This is a genomic window from Flavobacterium sp. PL02 (assembly GCF_035013205.1).
In the GTDB taxonomy this organism is placed as follows: Bacteria; Bacteroidota; Bacteroidia; order Flavobacteriales; family Flavobacteriaceae; genus Flavobacterium.
This window is the reverse complement of the sequence record NZ_JAYGJP010000004.1, coordinates 126,060-151,785: the sequence shown is the minus strand read 5'-3', so window position 1 is coordinate 151,785 and position 25,726 is coordinate 126,060. Positions and strand designations below refer to the sequence as shown.

Genomic DNA, 25,726 nt, shown 5'->3' with positions numbered 1-25,726 from the left:
TATTTTAACAGATAGTCCTGAAGCTTCAGGCAATGTCATTAATGTGTTAATTTAAATCTATTTAAGGAACTAAAACAGCTCTTCCTTTTATTTTTCCTTGTCTTAATTTATCATACACTTCGAGAGCTTGATCTAAACTATATTTTTCGACTTCAATATGTATTTTCTTTTGTATTGCCAGTCCAATTACTTCCATTAACTCGGTTCTTGAACCCCAATAAGGATTGGATATGCTTACGCCAACTGGTAAACCGGTATTGTATTCATACTTTCCTCCTCCTAACCCAACAATGGTTAAATCGCTATCTAAACCTATAATTTTTGTACCTAAATCTATTGTAGATGTAGCACCAACAAAATCAAGTACAACTTTTGCTTTTTTTATTCCAGTGATTTTCTTGATTTGTTCGGCAGCATCTTTATCTGTAGAGTTAACTACGTGAGATGCTCCTAGTTGTTTTGCAAACTCAAGTCTTTCGGGAGTTATATCACAAGCTATAATTGTTGATCCGCACATTTCGGATAAAATCTGTAATGCAACATGTCCTAACCCTCCTACTCCAATAACCACAACATATTCGTCTGGCATAAGTTTATGCAATGATCTTTTTATTGCTGAATATGGTGTTAATGCTGCATCTGTAAGCGGAGCAGCAATTACAGGATCTAAATCATGAATTGGGACTAATAATCGAGAGGAAGGAACAAGCATATAATCTGCCATACCACCATTTAATCCTAGTCCACCACCATAGGCTTGCTCGGAATGATGATCACAATAGTTTTCTTGCGAATGTTGGCATGGTTTGCAATGTCCGCATCCCCAAGGTCCATATACCAAAACTGCATCTCCTTTTTTAAATCCCTTTACATCTTTTCCTACTTCTTCTACCCATCCTGCATTTTCGTGCCCTAAAGTAAATATAGCACCAGAAACTAATCCTCCATCAATTACATGTAAATCCGAATGACATACTCCTGCTCCACCGATTTTTAATAATACTTCATCTCCTGTTGGAGAAGGTTTTTCCAGATCGTTTATAATTCTAACATCTTTGTGTCCATAATATCGTACTGCTTTCGTAAGATTTTATTTATAATTTCTATACTATAAATTTAATCAAACCTGATGTAATACGTACGTTAATGAATTATAAATAAAACCTTTAATACGTTAAAAAACAAAGCAAAATACTTTAAACTTTAACTTGCAACATAACCTGATTTCTATTTTTTATTCGTAAACTAAAACTTATAAAATAATTAAAACACAATAATCTTAATCATAGATTGTGTGGATATTTATCTTTTAAGCTAAGAGAATAAAAAAATCAAAACCCGAGATTATTAGCAGGATCTGTAAAGCTACAACCACATTCCCTACGCATATTTTTAGACTGTTTAAATGTATATTTTAAATAAAATTGATGCGATGACGGCGCATATTTGCCTAATCCGTTTATGTTATGATCATAAGCATATCCGGCTTGAAAATCCTGAAGCAAATTAACTCCTATTATTCCAGTTATAGCCGAATCCCAACGGTAGGATACTCCAAATCTGAACTTTTCTTTAAACTCAAAATTAAGAGCGAAATCTATTGCCAATGGTGATCCCTGAACCTCTTTTGCAAGTATGGAGGGTTTAAATAACAATTCATGTGTTAACGCGGTTTGATATCCTGTTGTAAAATAAATTTGAGGTTTTGTTACCGATATTCCTGCAACAGTTGGATCGTAACTTTCTTTAATAAAATTGGGCGTAGATAATCCTATATACCAATTTGGTGTATTGAATAAAAATCCAACTCCTATTCTTGGAGATATTCTGTTTTCTATATTATTTTCAAAACTTAAATCATTTGTATTCTGTACATCAAGGCGTGTATAATCTACATTAAGGACATTAAAACCTGCTTTTAGACCAAACGAAAGCATATTTATTTCGTCTGTAAAAATGGTATAGGAATAATCTCCTGTCACAATTAATTCTTCGGTTACTCCTAATTTTTCACTTGAAACATTAAGTCCTGCTCCCATATTCATTGTAAGCGGAATATTGACATTTAAGTTCAGACTTTCGGGCGCACCATCAAATCCTGCAAATTGTGTTCGGTGTATCAGTAATACACTTCCGTCAAAAAAACCTGCAAAAGCGGGATTAAAACTCGACATATTTAGTTTATAATCGGAGAATTGAGCATCTTGTTGGGCTCTGGCAGAAAATAGTGTAAATGTAAATGCCAGGGCTAGTATATAATTAAATTTCATTTGTTTTTTTGATTTTGTGAATTAAGGATTTAGATGCAAAAAGCCTGTTTTTGTAATACGCTTATTATCATGATTTGTAAAGCTAAATACATAATAATACGTTCCGTACGGAAGTAAACCAGTACCGTTTCCTAATCCTTTATTACCAAATCCTTTAAATAGATTATCATCTTGTCCGTAACGACTAGCTTCGTAAACTAAACTTCCCCAACTATTAAAAATTTCTAGTTTATTGTCAGGGAAAGTTGTGGCTCCTTCTACAAAAAAGGAATCATTCTTTCCGTCACCATTGGCAGAAATTCCGTTATAGACCACAACATCACAATACCTAATAATAATCTCTACTTCTAGCCTTTTAGAACTTTCGCATTCTGCTCCTATGTAGGATGCATAATATTTATGTTTATCTTCTAAGATTGTAGTCGATGCAAGAGGAACACCTCCTGTTGCGGTTTCGTACCACAAGACTTCTTGTTCATTTGTAATAAGATCTGTAATTGTTGCTTCTTTTTCTTTACATATATACTGCACATCATTGCCTGTGGGAGCTAATGCATCTTTAACAATAATTGTAACAGGAATACGATTACTATAACAATTACCATAATTTGTAGCCGCATAATAGGTTCCGCTAATTATACTTGTATTTAATGAAAGACTTTGGGCTGATGTAGCATCGATAAACCATTTTAAATTAGTACTATCATTTACAGCTATATCCCTTATTGTAGGCGCATCTATTAAACAAAATTCTTGTGTAAGACTCGGGAATGTTGGTTCTGGAATAGGAAGAATTGTTACAATCGCTGTTGCTGAACCTCTGTTTCCTGATTGATCTATTACGGTAAGTGTTACTATATTGACTCCTATATTACTACAATCAAAAGTGGTTTTATCGAGTAGCATTTTATCAATAGTACAGTTATCTGTAGAGCCATTATTTATCTCATTAACAGTAATACTCACAGTTCCTGTTACATTGAGCTGAACTGTAATATCCTGCGTTACCACAGTTGGATTTATCTTATCTTCTATAGTTACTACAGCAGTTCCAGACGCTGAATTTCTATTAAAATCTGTAACGGTAAGTGTTACGATATTTGTTCCAATATCACTACAAGTAAAAGCTGTTTTATCGAGTACCAACATATCGATACCACAAGCATCATTAGAACCATTATTAATCAGCGCTGGAATTATTGCTGCATTTCCTGTAGCATCTAGCTGGACAGTTATATTTTGGGTTATAACATTTGGGGCAATCAAATCCTTTACAGTAACAACAGCAGTTCCAGTCGCTGAATCTCCATTTTTATCAGTAACAGTAAGTGTCACATTATTTATTCCAACATTCGTACAATCGTAAGTTGTCTTATCAAGAATCATCGTATCAATACCGCAATTATCTGTAGAACCGTTATCTATTTGCGTAGCATTAATAGTTGCATTTCCTGTAGCATCAAGCTGAACGATTATACTTTTTGTAATAACAGTTGGTACTATTTTATCTTCGATAGTTACTGTTGCAGTTTCTGAGGTTGAATTTCCATTTTTATCTTTTACGGTAAGTGTTACTGTGTTTACTCCAACATTTGTACAATCGAAAGTGGTTTTATCTAATATCATGCTATCAATACCACAAACATCACTTGAACCATTATCGATATCAGCTGCGGTTATAATGGCGTTTCCTATGGCATCAAGCTGAGCTGTTATATTTTTTGTTATAACAGTTGGAGCTATTTTATCTTCGATAGTAACTATTGCAGTTTCTGATGCTGAATTTCCATTAATATCGGTAACGATTAGTGTTACCGTGTTTGCTCCAATGTTAGTACAATCAAAAGTAGTTTTATCAAGGATTATTGTGTCAATACCACAATTATCACTTGATCCATTATTTATTTGAGCGGCAGTTATAATAGCGTTTCCTGTAGCATCAAGCTGAACTACTATATTCTGTGTTACAACAATTGGAGCTATTTTATCTTCGATAGTTACTGTTGCAGTTTCAGATGTTGAATTTCCATTTTTATCTTTTACGGTAAGTGTTACTGTGTTTACTCCAATATTAGTACAATCAAAAGTGGTTTTATTGAGGATCATTGTGTCAATACCACAATTATCACTTGATCCATTATTTATTTGAGCGGCAGTTATAATAGCGTTTCCTGTAGCATCAAGTTGAATTACTATATTCTGTGTAACAACAATTGGGGCTATTTTATCTTCGATAGTAACTATTGCTGTTTCTGAGGTTGAATTTCCATTGATATCAGTAACGGTTAGTGTTGCCGTGTTTGCTCCAATATTAGTACAATCAAAAATAGTTTTATCAAGGATTATTGTATCAATTCCACAATTATCTGTAGAACCATTATTGATATCGGCTGCAGATATAATAGCGTTTCCTGTGGCATCAAGCTGAAGAGTTATGTTTTTTGTTATAACAGTTGGAGCTATCTTATCTTCGATAGTTACTGTAGCCGTTTCTGATGCTGAATTTCCATTAATATCGGTAACGGTTAGTCTCACTGTGTTTACTCCAATATTAGTACAATCAAAAAAGGCTTTATCGAGTATCATCATACTACCACCACAAACATCATTAGATCCATTGTCTATATCCGTAGCGTTAATACTTGCTTTTCCTGCACCATCAAGCTGAACTGTTATGTTTTTGGTTACAACATTTGGTTTTATTTTATCTTCGACAGTCACTGTTGCAATTTCAGATGTTGAATTTCCATGTCTATCAGTTACTGTAAGTGTTACCGTATTTGTTCCAACATTCCTACAATGAAAAACAGTTTTATCGAGTGTCATATTGTCAATACCACAAGCATCGTTCGAACCATTATCAATATGAATGGGTGTAATAGTTGCACTTCCTGTTGCATCAAGCTGAACGGTTATATTTTGGGTTACAACAGTTGGTTTTATTTTATCTTCGACAGTTACTGTTCGTAATGTTGAAGTTAAATTTCCGCTTTTATCTTTTACCGTAAATATTACCGTATTGGATCCAATATTGCTACAATTAAAAGTTGTTTTATCAAGTACCATCTCAACAATACCACAATTATCATAAGAACCATTGTCTATTTGCGTAGCATTAATTGTTACATTTCCACTAGCATCTAGCGGAACAATTATATTTTGAGCTATAGCGGTTGGGACTATTATATCTTCGACTATTATAGTTGCATTTTCTGTAGTGCTGCAATCTTTTTCATCTGTTACAGTTACAATATAAGTACCAGGTAACAATCCTGTGGCTGTGGCTGTAGTTTGCTCAGGAATGGTGTTCCAACTATATTTATAGACTCCAGTTCCACCTGTTACACCTACAGTCGCTTCTCCATTAGCATGTGTACTACAATCTGCATTTATTTGAGTATCGATTGTAGCAACAAGTTCATCAGGTTCTGTTATAGTAAAATTTTGGGTTGCCGTTTCGTTATTACTATCGGTTACTGTTACGACATAATTCCCTGGGCTAAGATTTGTTGCGCTTGTACCATTTCCGCCTGACGGTGACCATGAATAAGTATAAGTAGGTGTACCGCCTAAAGTAGTAACCGAAGCTGAACCATCGTTTTTTCCGTTACATGAAACATTATCTTCTGATGCTTTAGCTAATTTAAGTATATCGGGTGTGGTAAATGGAGAATGGAATATTGTTGAATAAGAGGAACCTCCATCTTCTGTAACGAAATAAAAGTCATAAGATGTATTAAGCGTGAGTCCTGTAATTGGATATGATTTTTGTGTATTGGCTGTAAGAGCCGAAGTGCCACTTGCTGCAACATTTACACCTCCATAATTTACCCCGCTTTTTATTTCAGCTATTGTAGGTCGTGGCGATCCAGCAGGAACAACTACATAATATCCTGTTACATCGGTTTGTGATAACGTTTTAAAAACTGCCGATGTATATTTTATATCTGTTATTGTTCCACTTGCATTAGCGATATCTTTAATTATTTCTTCTAATTCTACAACTTTACCCGCAGCATAATACCACTTAAATTCATCACTCTCTCCTACCGCAAGATCATTTAATCTAACAAAAAAACCATAAGAACCATCAGTGGCTCCACTACTAATAACACTTGTATTTGGGTTTTGATTAATTACATAGTTCCATTGGCAACATATCTGAATAATAGTATTGGCACGATCAGAATTTGAAAAAATTATGACTCCTTCTTCTCCCGAAAAAAGTTTGAGCGCTTTAGCACGATCATTACTTGTAGTTATAGGAACAAAAGCATCACCAACTATATTTCCTCTTGTTTTTAGCGGGTTGTCATTAGTCCCGATAAAATCATCTTTTGTCCCTGACCAATATCTTACATTACTTACTGGAGCTGTACCTATATTCTTAATTTTTACATTAATTATTATAAAACTTGAGTTTTGTTCTAATGTATATGTATTTTCGACCTCTAATAAAGATCCATTAATTGTAATATTTCCTTTGGAAACAATAGTACCATAACCTTTTGACGACGTAGTAGTTATAAACTTCGAATAATCAATTATTTGACTTGTTAAGGTTCCATTAATCGACGAAAATCCATTTGTATTCCATTCACTAGAACCATCCCCATCAATATAATAGGCATTATCAAAAGGATAATCCTGATAAGTAAGCTTTGCCCATAATGATGATGTAGAATTAAAATAAAAAGGCTGCTGTAAATTTCCCGCAGGATTTACAGAGTTTTCTGCTCCTGTACCAAAACGAAGTATATCATTGTCTAATACCTTTTGTGCGGAAACTTTGTTTAGTAAAATAAATAACATGCATATGACTATATATGACTGTTTTGACATTACTTTATCAAAGTATTTTTTTTTCATAATTGATTTGATTTATTGCCTGAAACGGCTCTCTGAAGTGTGCGCAAAACTAATCTAGAAAGGATTCTTATTATAAAATATGGGGTGGACAAATGGGGGACAAATGATGTATTCGTCTTTAAAAACCTTATAAATAGTCATTTATAGCATATCTATTTTATACTAAATATTACTTCTCATAGATTCATATTTTTGTATTTTAGCAAATCAATGATTCCTTACGCATGGCTTATATTATAAAAAGAACAGGAATTCTATTCGCTGTTTTTATTTTTACTTTTTTATCTAAATCATATTCCCAAACGCTAACAATTCCGTTACAAGATTCACGTGAAAATATTGAGCGCATCATTCTTCAAGAGAAAGATTTTCAAAAAGACTCTGTACAATTAAAAAAGTTTTTGGCTCCTTTACTCCAATCTTCGAGTAAGAAATATAATATCCTTTACTATGCCTTGCTGGCAAATGGCTATTCTAGTTTTTTTGATAAAACAAATTCTCTAAGCGATACTTATTACTTACTTTCAATCCAAAAAGCAAAAGACATAAATGATCCTTCGCTAATAATCTGGGCAGAAATGAATTATTCTAAATACCTTTATTATTACAGAGAAATAGACAAGCTTATCCCAACTTTATTAAAAACGATTGATGCCACAGAAAGTATAAATCCCAACAAAATGATTCTTCCTGGAGAAACTTTTAAATTTTTTGGTTGGATAATGACTACCATTGATGATGAAGACTTGGCTGTTAAATTTTTAAAGAAATCCTTACATTATACTAAGACTAATTCTCCAGAATATGCAAGTGTTTTAAATGCCATAGGAGTATATTATTTTAAAGAAAAAAACTTTCCTGCGGCAATGTATTATTTTGATAAAACCATTGCTGTCTCTTTACCTATTAGTGATAATATACGCTATGCAAAAGCACTTGGTGACAAAGCGCTCATTTATGAAAAAAAGGGAGATTATAAAACTGCTCTTGAGCTTTTGCAAAAAGATATCGATTATTCAGAAAAGTATAAAGACGAGAAAAACAGCATGTATGCCTCTATTTTAATGGCTAAAATTCTTTTAAAAGAACAAGATACATCCAGAGCAAATGCATTATTACAAAAAGCCGAAAAAATTGCTTTGTCTAAACCTTATTACAATAATTCTTTAAAAGATATTATCGAATTAAAACTGAATATATTAAACGGGAAAGATCCTGAAAAAGAATTATCATTAAGGCGTGAACTTAAAAAAATAGAAGAATCTTTACTTAAAACAGATGGCGAAACTGCTTTAACAAGGGCAAATTGGTTTGTACAGAAAGCCAAATATGAAAATAGGGTCAAGAATACACAACTGCAATATGAACACGAAAGTAAGATGAAGAATATCTATATACTGCTTGTTATTTTGGCGATTTTATTATCAATTTTTATTTTCTTCTCTTTTAAGAAAAGACTGAAAAATAACAGCTTAGAATATAATAAAAAGATAATAGATCATAAAATAGAAAAAAGAAACTACGAGAAAAAACTTAATGATGCAAACCTTGATCTTGATGCACACATTAAATTTTTGCACAATAAAAATATTCAGATTTCTAAATTAAAACTAGAACTCGAAAATATAAAACAATCTCCGTCTTATCATTTAGAAAAAGGAAAACTACAGGAATTATTGGACTCCCATTTAATGACAGATGAAAACTGGAATACTTTTAAACGAGAATTTAAAAAAGAATACAATGTTTTTTATGAAGCTTTAATGAAGGATTTTCCAGAGTTAAAGGATTCTAATCTTAAAATTATAATGCTCCAAAAATTGCGATTCACTAATTCCGAAATTGCAAGTTTGCTCGGTATTACATTAGATGCCGTAAAAAAGAGCAAACAACGCTTAAAGAAAAAACTTGGCGATAAACACAATCTTTTATTTGAGATAATCGATATGTCGTAATTGTAATATTATGTATGAGATAATATCGGAATCATCAGTTTTTGGTTATTGAATAAATCTTCTAATTCTGGTGAAACAAACAACGTTAGATCTTCCTCTTTATGAATTGTATAATTATAATCTGTATTTAAGGGACTGAATCCAAATAGTACTGTATCAACTTCTGGCGTTGCTAAAGCAAGAATTACATCTTCTATATTTTGTTCTTCCAGCTGAAAAAGCTGAAGTATAGTCATGGTGTTTTCCTCTTTTTGTACAATGGCAATTGTCTTTAAGGATTCGATATAATATATAGAGTCTTTAAAACCAAAATCGGGATAAGCATAGCAATAAAAAAAAGTCAACCCAAGATTTTTAGTATCGAATGATGAAGTTGGTATTGAATTCTTTACATACGTTTCTAATAATTTTCGTTGATTAGAATCATCCAGATTTAGTTTTGTCACATGATGACTGCTTTCACTAAACACTATAGGCGCACTCGCTTGAAATTCTTGTACTGCTGAAAAATTAAACTTGGGATAAAAGTCCAAAACAGAATCATTGGCAAATAGAAACATTCCACTTACTTTTTCCTTGTAATCTTGCAAAATTCTTTCCATCAAATAACGTGACAATCCTTGTTTTTGATAATCAGGACGAGTCATTACCGTTCCTAATTGAGCCAAAACAATAGACTCGTTTCCAACAATAGTTTCAAATGTACTTACTGTAGTGTGAGAAACTATCTGGTCATCAATAAACAAAGAATAAATGATACAGTTATCGTCCCAATATCCGGATTTGTAATAATTTTCAAAGTCAAATCCCCATACTTCATTTGTAAGTTGATTAAACTTTTTACGCAGATTATCGTCAGATTCGTATTGAATATATAATGTAAATACTTGTTTGTTAAGGGTAATATTTTCTGTCTGCATTTCTCTTTTTTTCAAAATTACAGAATTATTTCATTTTCTGCCTCTTTACTTTTTCCTTTTATTTCGAAAAAACAGAAGAATATTATATTTAATATATACTAAATAAACACTTTATATAAGGGTATACAATAAGCTATTTATCAAATAATACCTTAATAGTATCTCCTTCATTAATAACCTTATCTAACCATATTTTTTTCTTATCCGAGATTGTAATTTTTAATTTCTTTTTTTCTCTTTTCACAACAATATCAAAGTCTTGCCCAAATGCATGAATATTTCGCAATCCCATTTCTGGCCATGATATTGGAAGACGAGGTGTAAAATCAAAGCCTTTTAAACTCGTTGGGCGAATACCAAACAATCCTTCGGTAAAAACTCTACAATACAAACCACTTTCTGCTGAAAGATGACGCTGATTTCCTTCAGGATAAGCTTCTACAGGATAAGGAACATGATCTCCTAATAAACGACGCGTGGAGTAATAATGCAAAAAATCTATTGCTTTTTCGGTTTCTCCTGCTGCCAAAACACCTCTTAAAGCATATAAAGTCGATCTGTCCCAGAAAGTTTTATCTCCCGAAAGGCTTGCTAACCCATCTTGAGTCCATAGTTTAGGTGAAAATAATGCTGCAATAGTTCCTTCTTTTCTATTATAAATACCCATCGTTAATGGAGTACATATCCATGCGCGTAAAACATCATTTTCTTTATAGTATTTATAGGTCTGATACCCATCGATAGTAGATCCAAAATATTTTTCGATTGCAGATTTTAAGTTTTTTGCCTGAGTTTTATAAGTTGTAAGTTGTGCTTCCTTTTTCCCTAAAGTAGCTCCTAAATATATTGCTGAATTTAGCGCGTCATAATATAATGATGATGTATTAAGATTTGCTTTTCCAGCAGGGAAACGCCCTTCTAATTCATCTGAATCTGAGGTAACAACACCTTCAGTATTTAGTTTTAAATTACAATATTCAAGACACCATTCTATCAATGGCCACAATTGTTTGGCTTCGTCAATACTACCTTTTGCAAGAGCATAACGTGCTGCTCCATAAGCAATCATAGCAGCATCTCCCCGATCACCTGCTCCATCCCAAATATCTGTACCCTCGGCAACAATCGAACTTGGAATTGGTTTGTATTCTTTATTAATAAATCGGGCAAAATGAAGATAAGCGTTCAGAGACGCTTTATCACCATAATCATATCCTAAAAAAGGAAAAAAGGGTCCTATATACTCTGCTTCATCATTTGCCCAAATTGCAGCATAATACGCTTCTCCGCCCGGTCCATGCATTGGCCCGCCTTTGGTTTCAAATATACTTTCGGCAGCCCTTAATTTTGCAAAAGCAAATTCAGTATTCAATATAGTATCAGGTGTTTCTAAAACCAATTTATTCGATAATTCTTTAACCAGTTCCAGACGCTTCATTTTCTCATTTTCAGCATTCAGTTCTGGTAACAGTTCATTAGATTTTCCAGCAAAATAAAGAACTGAAAAGCTAATTATATCATTTGGTTTTAGATTAAAATAACCATCATTTAAAACTTTAGATTGAATAGTATAACTTCCTTCAGTTCCATTTATTGGGTTTGTATTATAAATGGTATTCGATTTTGGAATTTCTACAGTATATCCTTTTCCAGAAATATTTTTGATAGTATATATTTCGCAATAACTTGCCTCTGTCGTTGTTGGAAAATATTGTCGGGTTAACTCAAGTGTTTTACCAACTTTACTTTTTACTAATAATGTTCCGTTGAGGGTAATCGAAACTACTTTTTCGTTCTCGATAGCCTTATTGTTAACCGTTACTAGTTTTAAATGATCTTGTGCAAACCTGCGGGTAAGACTCGCGTGAGTATTGTTTGGGATTGTCCTTAACATAGGCCATACCAAACTTCGGGTTACATGAAAAGAACTATCTGCAGCAACTCCATATCTAATTACAGAGGAAATTTTCTTTCCGCTCATCTCAATATGGTCGTCATGAGGTATATTATTGATGTTCCATGAGATAGCTCCATCGGTAGTAATTTGCCAACGATTATTTTGTTGAGCAAATGATTTCCCTGATATAAAGCAAAGTATAATGATTATGAGTTGTTTTTTTGTAAATGCAGTAGTCATCAATTGAATTAAAGTTTTAGAATTGTCTTATTTGTTTTTTTTTATAGAAAATTATGCTTTGCTTAATCGATACATCAAAACACCGTGAGGTGCTATAGTTTCTTTTAATATTTTAGAAGTTGTTCCTGTATTTTTTTTACTCCAAACATCAAATAAGTTGTATACGCTCTTATTATCCAAAGTATATTTATAAATAGCATCTACAATGTTTTCTTTACTCCAATCAAAACTTACAGACTTAGATTCGGTTTTACGATTTATAAAGCAAATAGCCCAATCTCCGTTTTTAAGAGGTTTGCACCAAACTTGCAATCCGTCTTTATCTAGATATCTAAATCCTTGTATTCCTAATTCATCCTGATCAATATTCAGCACCTCTTTGTTAGTAAGAATCTCCAGAGTTTGTTTAGACATCTTTCGGATATCATTACCTGCAATTAATGGTGCAGCCATCATACTCCAAAGAGAAAAATGAGCTTTATCTTCATCATAAGTCATTCCGTTACCTACTTCAAGCATATCGGGATCATTCCAATGTCCAGGACCTGAATATTTACGAAGATTAGACTGCAAATCTGCAATATGCATCACACTTAGAGAATTCCAGGTTCCTTCATCATGCACCGAATCAAATATTTGATATATATCTTCGGTAGTACGCCATAACTGACCAACTCCTTCGCCCCACTCCCAAGGTTTGTTTACTCCCCATTCGCAAATACTAAATACAATAGGTCTTCCTGTTTTATTCAAGGCATTACTCATAGTAGTATAAGCTTCTTTGGCATTTATACCCGTGGCAAAGCACCAATCGTATTTTAAAAAATCAATTTCCCACGCAGCATAATTCCTCGCATCCTGATATTCATAACCTCGTGTTCCTGGATATTTTTGGCAGGTTAATGTTCCTGCACAATTATACAATCCAAATTTTAATCCTTTAGAATGAACATAATCGGCAACGACTTTTATACCATTAGGAAACTTTTTAGGATCAGGCACAAGATTACCCTGATTATCTCTTTCCATTGCCATCCACCCATCATCAAGAACTAAATAAATATAACCTGCATCCTTCATTCCTGAGGAAACCATAATATCGGCAGTTTCCATTACCATTTTTTCGTTAATATCAGTATGAAAAGTATTCCAGCTATTCCATCCCATTGGTGGTGTCAACACCAAATGATCTAATTTTTGTGCATTTAATTGTGTACAAAAAATTACAATAGCCATTAAAAACAAATACTTTACTTTTAGATATCTTCTCATTTTTTAAGTTTACTTTTTTAAGCAAACCTACATGCAATCTAAATTTAAGGCATATAGTATATTAGCTTTAAATTATACTATTTTATCTGATTTTTATTTTTTGGAATAAAGAAATAATAAAACAATTCACAAATCATTTTATCATTGATTAGAGAGATATTGGAAAATTAACTTGAAGAGTAATACCTAATAATTAAAAAGTATCTGTTATAAACTAAATTTATATTTCGTCAAATTTATATTCTAGAAATCAGTATCTTTATGTAGTTATCAATCAACATCTTAAGATTAAAAGACTTAAATCATATGATACGACAAAAGATAAAAACTATTGGTTTTAATCAAACCCTGATTGCTGTATTATACTTAATACTATTTCATACAGCGGTTTTTGCAGTACCCAAAGATACCCTTGCTTATAATGGTTTTGGCTACCTCACGCTTTATAAACCTAGCAAAACAATCAATAATGTAGTTATTTGTATCTCTGGCGATGGGGGTTGGAATAGAGGAATTGAAGGTATTGCGCTTCATCTAAAAGATGAGAATACATTAGTTATTGGTGTCGATATTCGTCAGGTCTTTAAGGCTATGAAAAAAAGCAAATCTGCATGCCTCTACCCTGCTGCCGACTTTGAGCGAATGAGCCAATTTGTTCAAAAAAAATTAAAATACCCAACCTATACAGTCCCAATACTTTTGGGATATTCCTCTGGAGCAACATTAGTTTATGGACTTGTTGCTCAGGCGCCACAAAATACCTTTCGAGCAGGCATTGCCATGGGATTCTGTCCAGATATAAACATAGATAAACCATTATGTTCTGGTTCTGGAAAATTTACTTCAACCAAACTAAAAAATACTAAAGGCTACGATTTAGGAACTGTCGAAAATCTTAAAACTCCCTTTATATCCTTGCAGGGTCAAAACGATCAGGTATGCAATTATGAAAAGACAGTTACTTTTCTTAAAAATGTATCCAATGCAACTGTAATATCTCTTCCTAAAGTCGGACATGGTTATGGCCAGGAAAAAAACTGGGTTCCGCAACTTATGCAAGCTTATAAAAGTACCCTAGATGTAAAGGAAGAAAATAGCCCCGAATTGGCAGCAAAGAACCTTAATCTACCATTACATATTACAAATACTGCCAAAGACAAAGCAAGTCCTTATATGGTCGTATTTATATCAGGAGATGGTGGGTGGACAGATTTTGACCAACAAATGGCGAGTGCATTTGCTGCAAAAGACGCACCAGTAGTTGGCCTTGATGCATTAAAATACTTTTGGAAGAAAAAAAGCCCTGAAGAAACTACATCTGATATCCTCAAAATAATCGAAGCTTATGGTGAAGAATGGAAAAAGGAGAAGATTATTCTAGTTGGTTATTCCTTTGGAGCAGATATTATTCCGTTTGTGTATAATAGAATTCCCGAAAAATTCAAAAAAAGTATAACGGGGTTAGGTTTATTATCTCCATCTAAAGAAACAGACTTTGAAGTTCATGTTACTGAACTATTAGACATCAATGCTTCATCTGGATTTTCTGTGTCTAACGAAATAAATAAAATCAACGATATACGTCCAATCTGTTTTTTTGGAAAAGATGAAGAGGATCTTCCTGTCAAAGAATTTTCAAAAGATAAAGCCAAAATCATATATCTCGATGGAGGACATCACTATACAGATGCATTTATTACAATAGCAAAAGAGATGATGCCTTAAATCTGAATTATAAATTTTAAATGAATTGTTTTTTTAATGAAAACTCAAGTTTTATAAGTTCAAATTTATCTCTATCGAGTGGTTTGTTAAGAAAACGAATTACCGATGGAATGTTTTCTACACGCTTAAGATCATCAGGATGTGTAGAAGAAGTAATCATTATGATAAAACAATTTCTTCTTATTATTTCAGAGAATTTTATGTATTCCTCCAGAAATTCAAAACCATTCATTCCAGGCATATTGATATCAAGGAAGATGAGCTGAGGGAGTAAATCGGGCGTACTTTCTAATGAAAGAAGGTATTCGATAGCATCTGGTGCTGAGTCTAATAAAACAATTTCTTCGGCAAAACAATACTTCTCTGCCATACGATTGGCAATATAACGATCTGTTGCGTTATCATCTACAACGAGAATTTTTTTAAACGGTGGTGTTGTTGTCTGTTCCATAGATTAAGTTAATTTACTTGTTTGGAATTTTAATAGCAAAGGTGGTTCCTTGGCCAATTTCAGATTGAACTTTTATATTTCCATTGAGTTTATTTATTGCTTCTTTTACAATGTAAAGTCCAAGACCCGAACCAACTGATTCTTGAGATACGCGATAAAACATATCGAATATTTTTGAGTGTAATTCTTTATTAATACCAATACCATTATCCTGCACAATGATATTAGTCTCGATATTAGAAGTTACTATTTTAATATTTATAAATGGGTTTGAAATTTGTGCGTTTTGATACCGAATTGAATTCGAAATAAGATTATTTAAAATTGTAACCAAACGATTTTTATCAGAGTATACAGGAGTGTCACCAATTATATCTACTTTAAAACCAACCCTCCTATTGGTATCTCCCATGAATTTTAAATTTTGGGTTACATCATCAAGAAGTTCATTAAAGTTTATTTTTTCCTTATGAACTTCCATGCGTGAATTACGCGAATAAACGAGGATATCGGAAATAAAGCTATCGAGTTTTTTAGCATTTTCTTTTAACATCTGGAGATGTCCCAGCATTAATTCTTCGGCGGTATCATCCTGTGCAATTTCAATAAGACCTAACATTGAATTTAAAGGAGCACGCAAATCATGCGAAGTACTGTATACAAAACGATCCAGTTCGTAATTTGCAGTTTTTAATTCTTGATTCTCAATTTCACGCTTTTTAAATGTTTGATTGATATGTGCTTCACTATATTTTTTAAATTGGTAAGCCCATAATCCGCAAAGGCCAAAAATAGTTGTTGCCAGTATTATATGAATAATAAAGGTTTGCAACGACATATAATCTAACTGGGTAAAATAAATTTCGCTAACCCCTTTATATTGCAAATAACCAAACAGTGCATGATGAAATATTACAACTAATGTAAGCGGTATTTGTAGTTTCCAGTTTTGATAAGTAATAAGTATTGCACTTGCTACAAATGCTGTAAAATGCATTTCGAACATACCATGCATTTGATAAATGTATTGACACATAAAAATACCTAATATCGTACTGAGTACGTACTGATAAAAGTCTGATTCTGGCAAAGCAAATTTTGAAGAATAATAAGCAACAAGTAGTAAACTACCTACTCCTATTGCTATTTGCCATGTATCATAATAAAAGGCAAGTAATAAACCGACAATGAAAAAAATTAAAAGAAAATAATTAATCAAATTATCAGATTTTCTTTTAATTGCCAAAAGGAATTCTTGAATATGTATCGACTGCTCTATATCTTCTATTTTTTGCTTCATACTATTTTTGCGATTTGGTAATTCACATTTGAACGTTTTTAAGGCAAAGGTAAATAGGTTTAAAAAGTGTATGAAAAGGAGGTTAATCCTTTAAAATTAATATCCCTTTCTTGTATGACAACTTTATGTAGGTTAGAGAAAGTGATATGTTGTAATGTTGATAAAAAGATTCAACTTAAGAACGGAATATAACAACTTTTTTACTTCAAGCTTTAGCAAGTGAGTTTGCTGAGAATAAGTTTATAAAGTAAAAAAACCATATAAACTTTAGCTAATTTATGAAAAAAATAGCAAAGTAAGATTTTGTTTGTTATAATATACTTGAAAATTATGACGATTATATTCTTTAAAAATACTCTTTTCTCCTAAATAATTTAAAACTGGCATTAATCAACAGAAGACTTTCGTTTTTTTATTGATTTTTACTTTCAAAAATAGTAGGCAAAAAACTAAATTTATATCTTAAAAAAACTCCAGATTTCTCGGAAGTTTTTTTACTTAATAACCAGTAAGATAATTTTAGAACCATTTTATATGTAGCAGATAGTTAGTTTATAAAATACAACTGATAGTTTCTAAATAGCAACTACAAATAGCGTAAATACAACTAAAAGTGTTTGAGTTTTTTATATTCTGGAAATGTATCTAAATACCTTTGCTGAATCAATAATAAATAAAAAAAGTACTATGTTAAATACTAAACTTATTGGCAATAAAATTGCCGAAGCAAGAAAGAAAATAAATATTTCTCAAGCCCAGCTTGCTCAGCAGCTATTTATTAGTTCTCAGGCAGTAGGAAAATGGGAACGCGGAGAATCAATGCCAGACATCACTACTTTTAATCGTCTAGCGGAAATTCTAAATGTTGATCTTAATTATTTTTCAGAAAACTTTCAATCTAAGGTTAATGAGATAACATTGAATGAACCGTTGAATAAACAATCTGAAAAAGAGGAGAAAAAACTAAGTTGGGATATGTCATATGGAAATTGGGTAGACGCTGACTTTTCTGGATTGAAAGATCTTCATGAAAAATTTAGTTCGTCAAACATGCTACGTTGTTTCTTTGTTGGTTCAGAAATGTCAGAACTGCTTTTAAAAAACAATAATGTAGATAGCTGTGATTTTTCCAATTCCAACATAAGTAACAGTAACATTCAGAATTCTAACTTAGCCAATAATATATTTAAAAGCTGTTCTCTAAAAGAAACTAAATTTTTAAAAAACTATATTAAAGGTTGTGATTTTTCTGGGGCAAATCTTATCGAAGTGGATCTTATTAAAAGCAATCATATTGATAGCTGTAACTTTTCAAATACCGACATAAGTAACAGCCACATTCAGAAATCTAGCTTAGCCAACAATATATTTAAAAACTCTTCCCTAAAAAAAGCTGAATTTTTGGAAAGTCATATTAAAGGCTGCGATTTCTCCGATACAAATTTTACCCAAGCTGAGTTTAAATCAGGTGCTTTCGTTAATAATACGGTTATAAATGCAGTGTGGAGTCATACTTCTTTTATTGGAATGCAAATTGACGATATCCTTTTTGATGGAACTCTGGAAGATTGCTATTTTGAAAACTGCTCTTTTAACAGAGTCATATTTCAAAATTCAACGCTTATTAACACGTTCTTTAAAAACAACAACTTAAAACGAATTCAATTCATAGATTGTCAAGCAGATAGAATGACTTACGAATTCCTAAAAAGCGGAAAAGCTGATTTAACTGGTATCAACTTACAATCTTAGACATCAGGTTAACCAGACAACAAAATATAATCATTACAAACGGCATCTTGCATATTTGCAATATTTAAGAAAATCCAAAAAATAATCTTTAATAATAAAACAATGATAGCACTTTTAGTAACCTTTTATTTAGCTGTTTTCAAATCAATTAATTTTTTATTTTTAAAATAATACTAACTATGGGTCGTCCTAAAATAAGTTGACCGTTTTACAATAAATGCTTAATTAGCTTGGAGTAAAAATGATATTTTAGATGTTCAATTTCATCTCTAAGATTTTACCCGAGCTAAATAAGCTACATAATTTTTCTTCTACGTTATAGAAAAATAGCATCCAAATATGAATTATGAATCTGATTCAATATCTAAAATGTTTTTTAAAGGTTTTATAACTTCACCGTATTCAACTAATAAATATATTGTCGTTGCAATTAAGAAAGCGGCTAATATAGATATTGATTTAATACCTATTAACTTTTTTTTATTAGAGTTAAAATTCTTCTCTAAAAAATAATTTACAATCAAAAACAATATAGCTGCGATTAAACCAATAGGTATAAATGCAACTATACCATACAAATAGTTGTCATTAAAGATTCCGAAAAATAAAATAGAAATAAGAGGAAATATACAGGGTACAAAAAATAGATATAATAAAAACTTCATTTTATCTCTAATAGATTTACTCTTTTTTAGACTATAATCAATTCCTAAATACAGCATAACTAAGCCTAACGGAATAAGGATATCAAAACGACAATTAAATGGAAATGTAGAGTTAACTAATGACCAAATAAATACAAAACTTACTGGTAGTACAATAAAAACGTATAAAGTTGCAATACTATATAACGCAACTCTAGAAAACTCCTTCATAATTTACTTTTTTGAATAACCTATTTTTACACCTGAACTGAATGAGCTTTTCAATCCTATTTCAGCCTCTCTCAAATACTTAATATGGGAGAGATTATTGCGATGACTTTACAAACGTATTTATCTCTAATGCAACTTTCGTGAAAACTAAACTTATATCCAATTTAATCCGAATTCTAAAACATAATGAATTAATGTAATTATTCCGCTTAAAATAATAATGGCTAAAATCCTTGCAATATTTTGATTCAGTTTAGTTTCTATTTTTCTTTTAATATAGTATAAATCGATTAATACAAATGGAATAAAGGAAACCAATCCAATAAATCCACCTATCCAAATTATTATAAATCCATATAGTGCATTAAATATGGAAAAGAAACTTGTTGCATCAATAGGTTTTCCTAATTCAATTCTCATCCATACCATTCCTGAAAGTATACTTAAAAGAAAACATATTATATATTTAATAATTGTTATTGTAACTTTCATTCTCAATAATTATGGTTTATATACAAAACGGCAACTCCACATAACTCTACTCTCACAAACCCTTTCATAAATCTACTTTTCCCGTATTCTGAGTTAACACCTGAATGTATATCATAGGTTTGTCAATAAATACTTTATTAGTTTAAATTCAATGAGGTGCATAAAAATTTGCTAAATACCTGCATGTTTTATTTTAATCAGAGTCCTAAAAATCTACTTATAAAAGATTGTGGATTATCATGATCTTGAAATATCGCGCACAAAACAAACCAATAAACTATTGCTAAAACTACCGCAAATAGAATAATTAGCACCAAAGAAAGTAGCCATTTATTCTTTATTTTTCTAGTTAAAAAATAAATTATTAAAAAAGAAAAAGTAGGGATCAATGCCCCAACAAGTCCAATATAAATTGAAATATTCATCAATGATTTCATTGGCATAGCAGACATATCAGACAAAAGATGATCTGATACATACCAATAGGTTATTCCTATCGTAGAAATAACAAAGATTATAATACTATAGAGAATTAGTTTGTAAGTGCTTTTCATAATTATTTCTTTTTATAACCTGTATTTATGCCTGAACTAAAGGAACTTCTTAGATCTGCTTCTACTTTTTCCCAAAATTGAGTATGACTTAAACCGTGGGATACAGTTGCAAAATAAGGAACTCCACCTGGTCTAATCGCCATATCTATTTTTTTATCTTTATCTGAAACAAGATTCGCATGATAAAGAGTTACTAGCTTTTGATAGTTTAGTATATTTTTTCTTAAAATCTTGATTTGAGCATCTAAGTCACCTGTTACGGCATATTCTGCATAATCTAAATAGCTATTAAACGTTGTAAGGGTTGCTGGTACTAAAAACTGGCTGAACAAACGCATTAATAGTTCTTCTAAATTATTTCTTTTTAAAGCACCTTCAACTCCTGTAGCAAAACCCTCAAATTGAGCCTTTTTCCCTCTACTGTGATAGGAATCATTAGTCGTAATATTTCTATCAACAACAGTTAAACTTCCTGCTTGTTTTTTTGGTGACCAAGATGTATCATCAATACTATCAGTCAAACCATGACTTTCTGCAAATACTTTTGCTAATAATTTTAAGATATAACTATCTTTTACACCCGTTTTTATATCAAACAAGATATTTAATACAGCTACCCCTTGGGTAAGATTCAAATTGCTAACTAACTTACTTTTTCCATATCCACTATTTATGCTACTAAAGTTTACGTGTACATCATAAGTCCATTTTAAAAGGCTTTTAAGCAAAACAACAAACTCATCTCTTTCTTTATCTAAAGTGACTTTAGCAACGTTTATACTTTTAATATATTTAATGAATTGATTTGTTAAAATATTAACTCCAAGAAATACTTTTGCCATTTCTCTCCAAATAATAATTGCCTCTTCCTCATTCATTCTAAAATCGACAACATTATCTTGTAATGCTTTTTTATCTACACTTGCCAATACTTCCATCCCTCTTTTAAAACTGTCAGAATGAAAATCTTTAAGAAAAACTTCTAGATTTATCAATGTAAAATCTGCCACAAAACGTTGGGTAATATCATACTCATTATGAACATTAATGATTTTACACTCCTTGTGTACTTTAGCGTGATTTAACTGATGCTTTTTTTGAAAAAAAGGTGTAGATAAATAAGTAATACTTTTTATTTTCCAAAATTTAGGAAATCTTTTATCAGTAGCAATCAAATTTGTAAATTGATTAATCACATTACCGCCATGAGAGTGACCAATTAAGTGTAAGTGGACTTCTTTATTCTTGTATTTAGGATAAACTCTAACAAATAAATCTAACAAACGATCTGCTGCAATAGTTCTTTCCTCTGTGTTATTATCCCCAGACCAACTTAAAAATGTATCTTCAATATGTAAATCATGAAATTGAAATTTCAATTCTTTTAACTTTCCCCAAAAATTTTCGTTACTAGCACGCCAATAATCCTTATTGGCTTCGTGTTTTAATCCTTTGGTATTTATAGGGTCAGTAGTACCCGGTACAAACATAACAATATCAGTTATTTTACCATCGGATTTCACTACTACTTCTGGTTTTTTAAACCTCGGTTCTCCAAGTATTACATTCCCCATACTATTGTTTATTACCTTTTAGTTGTACCTTTTTGTTCGAAATCAATGTAAGATTTTTATCGGTTGCAACGATTTCAACTTTCTCAGCTGTTTCAATAAACTTCTGCGAAATGCCATAATACTTGTTGTCAACTGTAGTATAAAAATTTTTAGCGGTTTTAGTAATTGCCATAAATAATTTCTTAGATAATTAAAACATATTCGATTTCTCTGCACTATTTACATCTACCGTTTTGGCACTGCTTTCTAAAAGCATACTTTCTTTGGTACTAAAAATGGTAACTTCTTCAGCATGCTGAGTCGATTCTAGAGAACTTCTTATATGTGTTTTTTCTATTATCTCTGTTTTATTATTTGCATTCTCAGTAAAATCTCCCGCAGCAGTTTGATTGATATCTTTTGCCGCAATTTGTATGATATCTTTGTCCGCAGAATTTTCTATGTTTTCACCTGCTGTAATAGTTACATTTTTACCTGCCGAAATAGCAAAATCCTCTCCAGCATTAAGTGTAAAGTTCTTAGGAGCATTTGCACTTATATTTCCTTTCCCATCCATTTCCCAAGTATTCCCACTAGGATCTTCAATTAAAACACTGCCTTCGGCATCATTAAAAACCATTTTAATTCCTGAGCGGGTATGGATAGCTTTTAAATCATTTTGAGCCGATCCGTAACCAGAAGCCTCTTTACCATTGTATTGTGTTCCTAATATATATGGATTCTGTGCATTAGCCCCTTCAAAACCGACCAATACTTCTTCTCCAATTTCTGGAATAAAATAAAATCCTTTACCTACACCTGAGTGGGGCTGTATCATACGTATCCATTCGCTCGTGGTAGTACCACCTGCCCAATAAAACTCAACTTTAACTCGTCCTAATGCTTCAGGATCATTATTGTCTTTTACTTTAGCTGGTTGCGTCTCTGCTTTGGCAAAAACATGCACATCAGTATAATCCGGAGCACCTACATCCGAAGGAATCGCTTTGAACTCACATGAATAATTTCCATGTACTTCAGAATGGTGTATTGCTTCTGTAACAATAAGTTCATGCTCTACAGTTTGGTTTACTATTGTAAATACCTGTCCTATTCCTAAAGGCAAGTAAGATATCCCGCTATAATAAACGCTATTGGCATCGTTTCCTGCAGTTTGCAATTGAACCATTTCGTCTATTTCTTCTTTGTTTTGAGCATTGGTTGTATATGCACCAGTACTTAGATCACCTTGAGTGACGGTTCCTTGATTAAATCCTACAATTGAGGAGAAACTATCTTTACTACCTGTACTTGTTTTTAAAGCCGAATTTCGAATATTGTTTGCATTTTTATAATCATAAGCAGCCAACGAAATTTTGTGCGCTGTCATATTAGTCTGTATCTTAAAACTATGCAATGAAGCTCCGTTGATAAGTTTTATTTTACTAGTTTTAGTTTGTCCGAACTGCATACGCATACCATCAAAATAAAACCATTGTCCATAACGTGTTGCCAATCTTTTCAGAAATTCAAAACTGGTTTCGTTATACTGTGCCATATATTTAAATTCCTTAAGATACGTAGACCTTATAGAATCTCGTTGGTAAAACTCTCCTGGTCCTTCACCTAAAATTCCCAGTACAATATCGTCCATTCCTCTTTCTAAATACGTTCTGGATTTTTTCATATCGTCCAGAACAATAGTATGGCTTATTCCTGTTACATGCAAACCAACTGGGCTACCATGAAGATCTACAGAAGAGAGTTCTGTAATTATTCCTTTACTCATAAGTCGAATTCCAGTAAGACTTTTAAAAGTAAAAATAACTTCATCTCCTAAATAACTCCTTAAAGCTTTTGCCTGATCGGCTGGTTTAATAATTGCTTTACCTGTATATTGCCAGATAAATGAAAAATGATGATGATCGGCCATTTTTTGGGATAGCTTTAAATCATAATAAACAATGTTTTGAGAAAAACTTCCTATAGTAATATGTACTTGTTCTGAGAAATGTGCCATAATAATATGTACTTATTTTTAATAAATTTTTTAAAATTTAATCTAAAGCAATCCAGTTGTTTGAGAATTTAGCATCTCCAAAAGTCAATTCTTTAGCTACTAATTCCATAGTTATTTTCATTGGTACTTCGGTAGTACTTGTAAATTGCTCTTCGTAATTGATACAGAAAGCCTTAACAAACTTAAGTTCTTTCATTTTGCTCAGTGCATCTCTTCTGTAAAAAACAATTTTTCCATCCTTAGTCAAATCACTATTTAACATCCATGACAAAAAATTAGTATTTTGGTTGGCTTCAATAATCATTTTTACCACACCGCCCTTGGCAGCCCCAGTTGGTTTACTTGTGGTATCAATTTCTTGTTTAAAATTAATATTAAATTCAAGAACATTATATTCTTCCCCATCGATTTGTAATTTGGATAAAAAACTCATTTGTCTTTTTTTTTAGGATTATTTATTGTTAAAACTTTATTCGGAATATTAAATATATAAAATTAATCTCTCAAAACTATACTATCTAATAGCTTCATACAATACCCACTTTTAGTGATATTTGCTTAAAAATGAACTTACAAACTTTAATTTTAAATAAGTAGATCTTGTTATCTTATAACCTCTAATGGTCCTCCAGCTTTAGGACGATATAGATACATATCATACCATACTGCCTTACCACTTTCTGGATCTTCCCTCATTAATGCTGAGTAATCAATATAATATTTATCTACTTTTACTAAAGCAACCATTTTACCATCACCAAAGAATTGCATTTTATATTGATTGAAAATAAAAGGTTTACTATCATTTACGTTATCTATCCATTCATTTACAATTTTTTGAGGATCATGAACTATTGGAGTACCAAACCATTCATTCTGATAATCTGCTTGCGTTATTTCAAATTGTCTTTTGTAATATTTTCCCGCTATAGCATTTACATCTTTGGCTTTGTAATATCCTATCATTTCTTTATAAAAAGCCTCTACTTCTTTCAACAGTTCGTCTTTATTTTCTTTGCTTAAATCTATTCCATTTTTCCATCCTTCAATATCTTTTTCATAAGCAACTACAGGAGCATCAAATTCTAAATTCACTTCATAATAAGGTAGTCTTCCATTTTGTTTGGGTAATTCATATTTTAATGCTTCTTTAAAGTCTTTTACTTTTTCTTTTCCATACTCGCCGTAATTAATACTTAATTTCAACACCACATTTTCCATATCAATTTCCTTTGCCATATTGTAGTTATTATCTACAACTGGAGTCATACGGATTGTTAACTTTTGTTTTCCAAACTTCAACAGTGCTTGATTGATTCGGGTCAAACCTGATAAATTACCAGGGTCATATTGTTTATATACTGGTAAATCATTTACTAATGCTTCAAAAGTAAAATTGGTAGCTTTATCTATATTAAGTGTATAACTTGGATTGTAATTATAAGTTTTTACCTTTTTATATATATTTACCACCTTCTTTACATTTTCCTGATTCATAATCTCCTCTTTTTTTATTTCTTTTTGTGCACAAGAAAATAAAAAAACAAAACATAAAAGTGTGCTAAATAGTATTTTCATAAT

The 25,726-nt window shown here is 31.7% G+C and carries 19 protein-coding genes; 3 read left to right on the top strand and 16 right to left on the bottom strand.

The window, feature by feature from the left end; translation table 11 throughout:
* Window positions 1-61 precede the first annotated feature (61 nt).
* The 3 genes from SHI72_RS14110 to SHI72_RS14100 all read right to left on the bottom strand — a co-directional run bounded on the left by SHI72_RS14110 (window position 62) and on the right by SHI72_RS14100 (window position 7,139).
* Window positions 62-1,033 (bottom strand): NAD(P)-dependent alcohol dehydrogenase, encoded by a 972-nt coding sequence (locus tag SHI72_RS14110; RefSeq protein WP_323490500.1) that lies wholly within the window; start codon window positions 1,031-1,033, stop codon window positions 62-64.
* A 298-nt stretch (window positions 1,034-1,331) separates the two neighbouring features.
* Complete coding sequence (locus SHI72_RS14105) at window positions 1,332-2,270, bottom strand: type IX secretion system membrane protein PorP/SprF (protein ID WP_323490345.1); 939 nt, start codon at window positions 2,268-2,270, stop codon at window positions 1,332-1,334.
* A 21-nt stretch (window positions 2,271-2,291) separates the two neighbouring features.
* Window positions 2,292-7,139: a gliding motility-associated C-terminal domain-containing protein gene (locus tag SHI72_RS14100; RefSeq protein ID WP_323490344.1), complete on the bottom strand. Its 4,848-nt coding sequence runs from the start codon at window positions 7,137-7,139 to the stop codon at window positions 2,292-2,294.
* 224 nt (window positions 7,140-7,363) lie between these two features.
* Here SHI72_RS14100 and SHI72_RS14095 point away from each other — a divergent pair, with 224 nt between their 5' ends.
* Entirely contained in the window at window positions 7,364-9,094 is a 1,731-nt protein-coding gene (locus SHI72_RS14095; protein ID WP_323490343.1) for a hypothetical protein, read from the top strand.
* A gap of 8 nt (window positions 9,095-9,102) precedes the next feature.
* On the opposite strand, the gene SHI72_RS14090 is transcribed toward SHI72_RS14095, so the two are convergent.
* The 3 genes from SHI72_RS14090 to SHI72_RS14080 form a co-directional block, all read right to left on the bottom strand.
* Window positions 9,103-10,014, bottom strand: a complete 912-nt coding sequence (locus tag SHI72_RS14090) for a GNAT family N-acetyltransferase (RefSeq protein WP_323490342.1) — start codon at window positions 10,012-10,014, stop codon at window positions 9,103-9,105.
* A 133-nt stretch (window positions 10,015-10,147) separates the two neighbouring features.
* Window positions 10,148-12,151 (bottom strand): hypothetical protein, encoded by a 2,004-nt coding sequence (locus tag SHI72_RS14085; protein WP_323490341.1) that lies wholly within the window; start codon window positions 12,149-12,151, stop codon window positions 10,148-10,150.
* Between the two features lie 51 nt (window positions 12,152-12,202).
* Entirely contained in the window at window positions 12,203-13,423 is a 1,221-nt protein-coding gene (locus SHI72_RS14080; RefSeq protein WP_323490340.1) for a glycoside hydrolase family 27 protein, read from the bottom strand.
* 306 nt (window positions 13,424-13,729) lie between these two features.
* Between SHI72_RS14080 and SHI72_RS14075 the strand changes: the two genes are divergently transcribed.
* Window positions 13,730-15,148 carry an AcvB/VirJ family lysyl-phosphatidylglycerol hydrolase gene (locus tag SHI72_RS14075; RefSeq protein ID WP_323490339.1) on the top strand — a complete coding sequence of 473 codons (1,419 nt, stop codon included), beginning with the start codon at window positions 13,730-13,732 and terminating at the stop codon, window positions 15,146-15,148.
* 16 nt (window positions 15,149-15,164) lie between these two features.
* Here the strand turns inward: SHI72_RS14075 and SHI72_RS14070 are convergent, their stop codons facing one another.
* Both SHI72_RS14070 and SHI72_RS14065 read right to left on the bottom strand, forming a co-directional pair.
* A complete protein-coding gene (locus SHI72_RS14070; protein WP_323490338.1) occupies window positions 15,165-15,599 on the bottom strand; it encodes a response regulator in 435 nt (144 codons plus the stop codon).
* Between the two features lie 13 nt (window positions 15,600-15,612).
* A complete protein-coding gene (locus SHI72_RS14065; protein WP_039119893.1) occupies window positions 15,613-16,899 on the bottom strand; it encodes a sensor histidine kinase in 1,287 nt (428 codons plus the stop codon).
* Between the two features lie 687 nt (window positions 16,900-17,586).
* Here SHI72_RS14065 and SHI72_RS14060 point away from each other — a divergent pair.
* Window positions 17,587-18,651 carry a pentapeptide repeat-containing protein gene (locus SHI72_RS14060; RefSeq protein WP_323490337.1) on the top strand — a complete coding sequence of 355 codons (1,065 nt, stop codon included), beginning with the start codon at window positions 17,587-17,589 and terminating at the stop codon, window positions 18,649-18,651.
* 344 nt (window positions 18,652-18,995) lie between these two features.
* Here the strand turns inward: SHI72_RS14060 and SHI72_RS14055 are convergent, their stop codons facing one another.
* The 8 genes from SHI72_RS14055 to SHI72_RS14020 form a co-directional block, all read right to left on the bottom strand.
* Window positions 18,996-19,526, bottom strand: a complete 531-nt coding sequence (locus SHI72_RS14055) for a hypothetical protein (protein WP_323490336.1) — start codon at window positions 19,524-19,526, stop codon at window positions 18,996-18,998.
* A gap of 153 nt (window positions 19,527-19,679) precedes the next feature.
* Entirely contained in the window at window positions 19,680-20,018 is a 339-nt protein-coding gene (locus SHI72_RS14050; RefSeq protein ID WP_323490335.1) for a hypothetical protein, read from the bottom strand.
* A gap of 197 nt (window positions 20,019-20,215) precedes the next feature.
* A complete protein-coding gene (locus SHI72_RS14045; RefSeq protein WP_039114327.1) occupies window positions 20,216-20,572 on the bottom strand; it encodes a hypothetical protein in 357 nt (118 codons plus the stop codon).
* Window positions 20,573-20,574: 2 nt separating this feature from the next.
* A complete protein-coding gene (locus SHI72_RS14040; protein WP_039114328.1) occupies window positions 20,575-22,146 on the bottom strand; it encodes a hypothetical protein in 1,572 nt (523 codons plus the stop codon).
* A 1-nt stretch (window position 22,147) separates the two neighbouring features.
* A complete protein-coding gene (locus SHI72_RS14035; protein WP_165572113.1) occupies window positions 22,148-22,318 on the bottom strand; it encodes a hypothetical protein in 171 nt (56 codons plus the stop codon).
* 18 nt (window positions 22,319-22,336) lie between these two features.
* Complete coding sequence (locus SHI72_RS14030) at window positions 22,337-24,145, bottom strand: type VI secretion system Vgr family protein (protein ID WP_039114329.1); 1,809 nt, start codon at window positions 24,143-24,145, stop codon at window positions 22,337-22,339.
* 37 nt (window positions 24,146-24,182) lie between these two features.
* Window positions 24,183-24,578 (bottom strand): type VI secretion system tube protein TssD, encoded by a 396-nt coding sequence (gene tssD, locus SHI72_RS14025; protein WP_039114330.1) that lies wholly within the window; start codon window positions 24,576-24,578, stop codon window positions 24,183-24,185.
* 170 nt (window positions 24,579-24,748) lie between these two features.
* Window positions 24,749-25,723: a hypothetical protein gene (locus SHI72_RS14020; protein ID WP_323490334.1), complete on the bottom strand. Its 975-nt coding sequence runs from the start codon at window positions 25,721-25,723 to the stop codon at window positions 24,749-24,751.
* Between the last annotated feature and the right edge of the window lie 3 nt (window positions 25,724-25,726).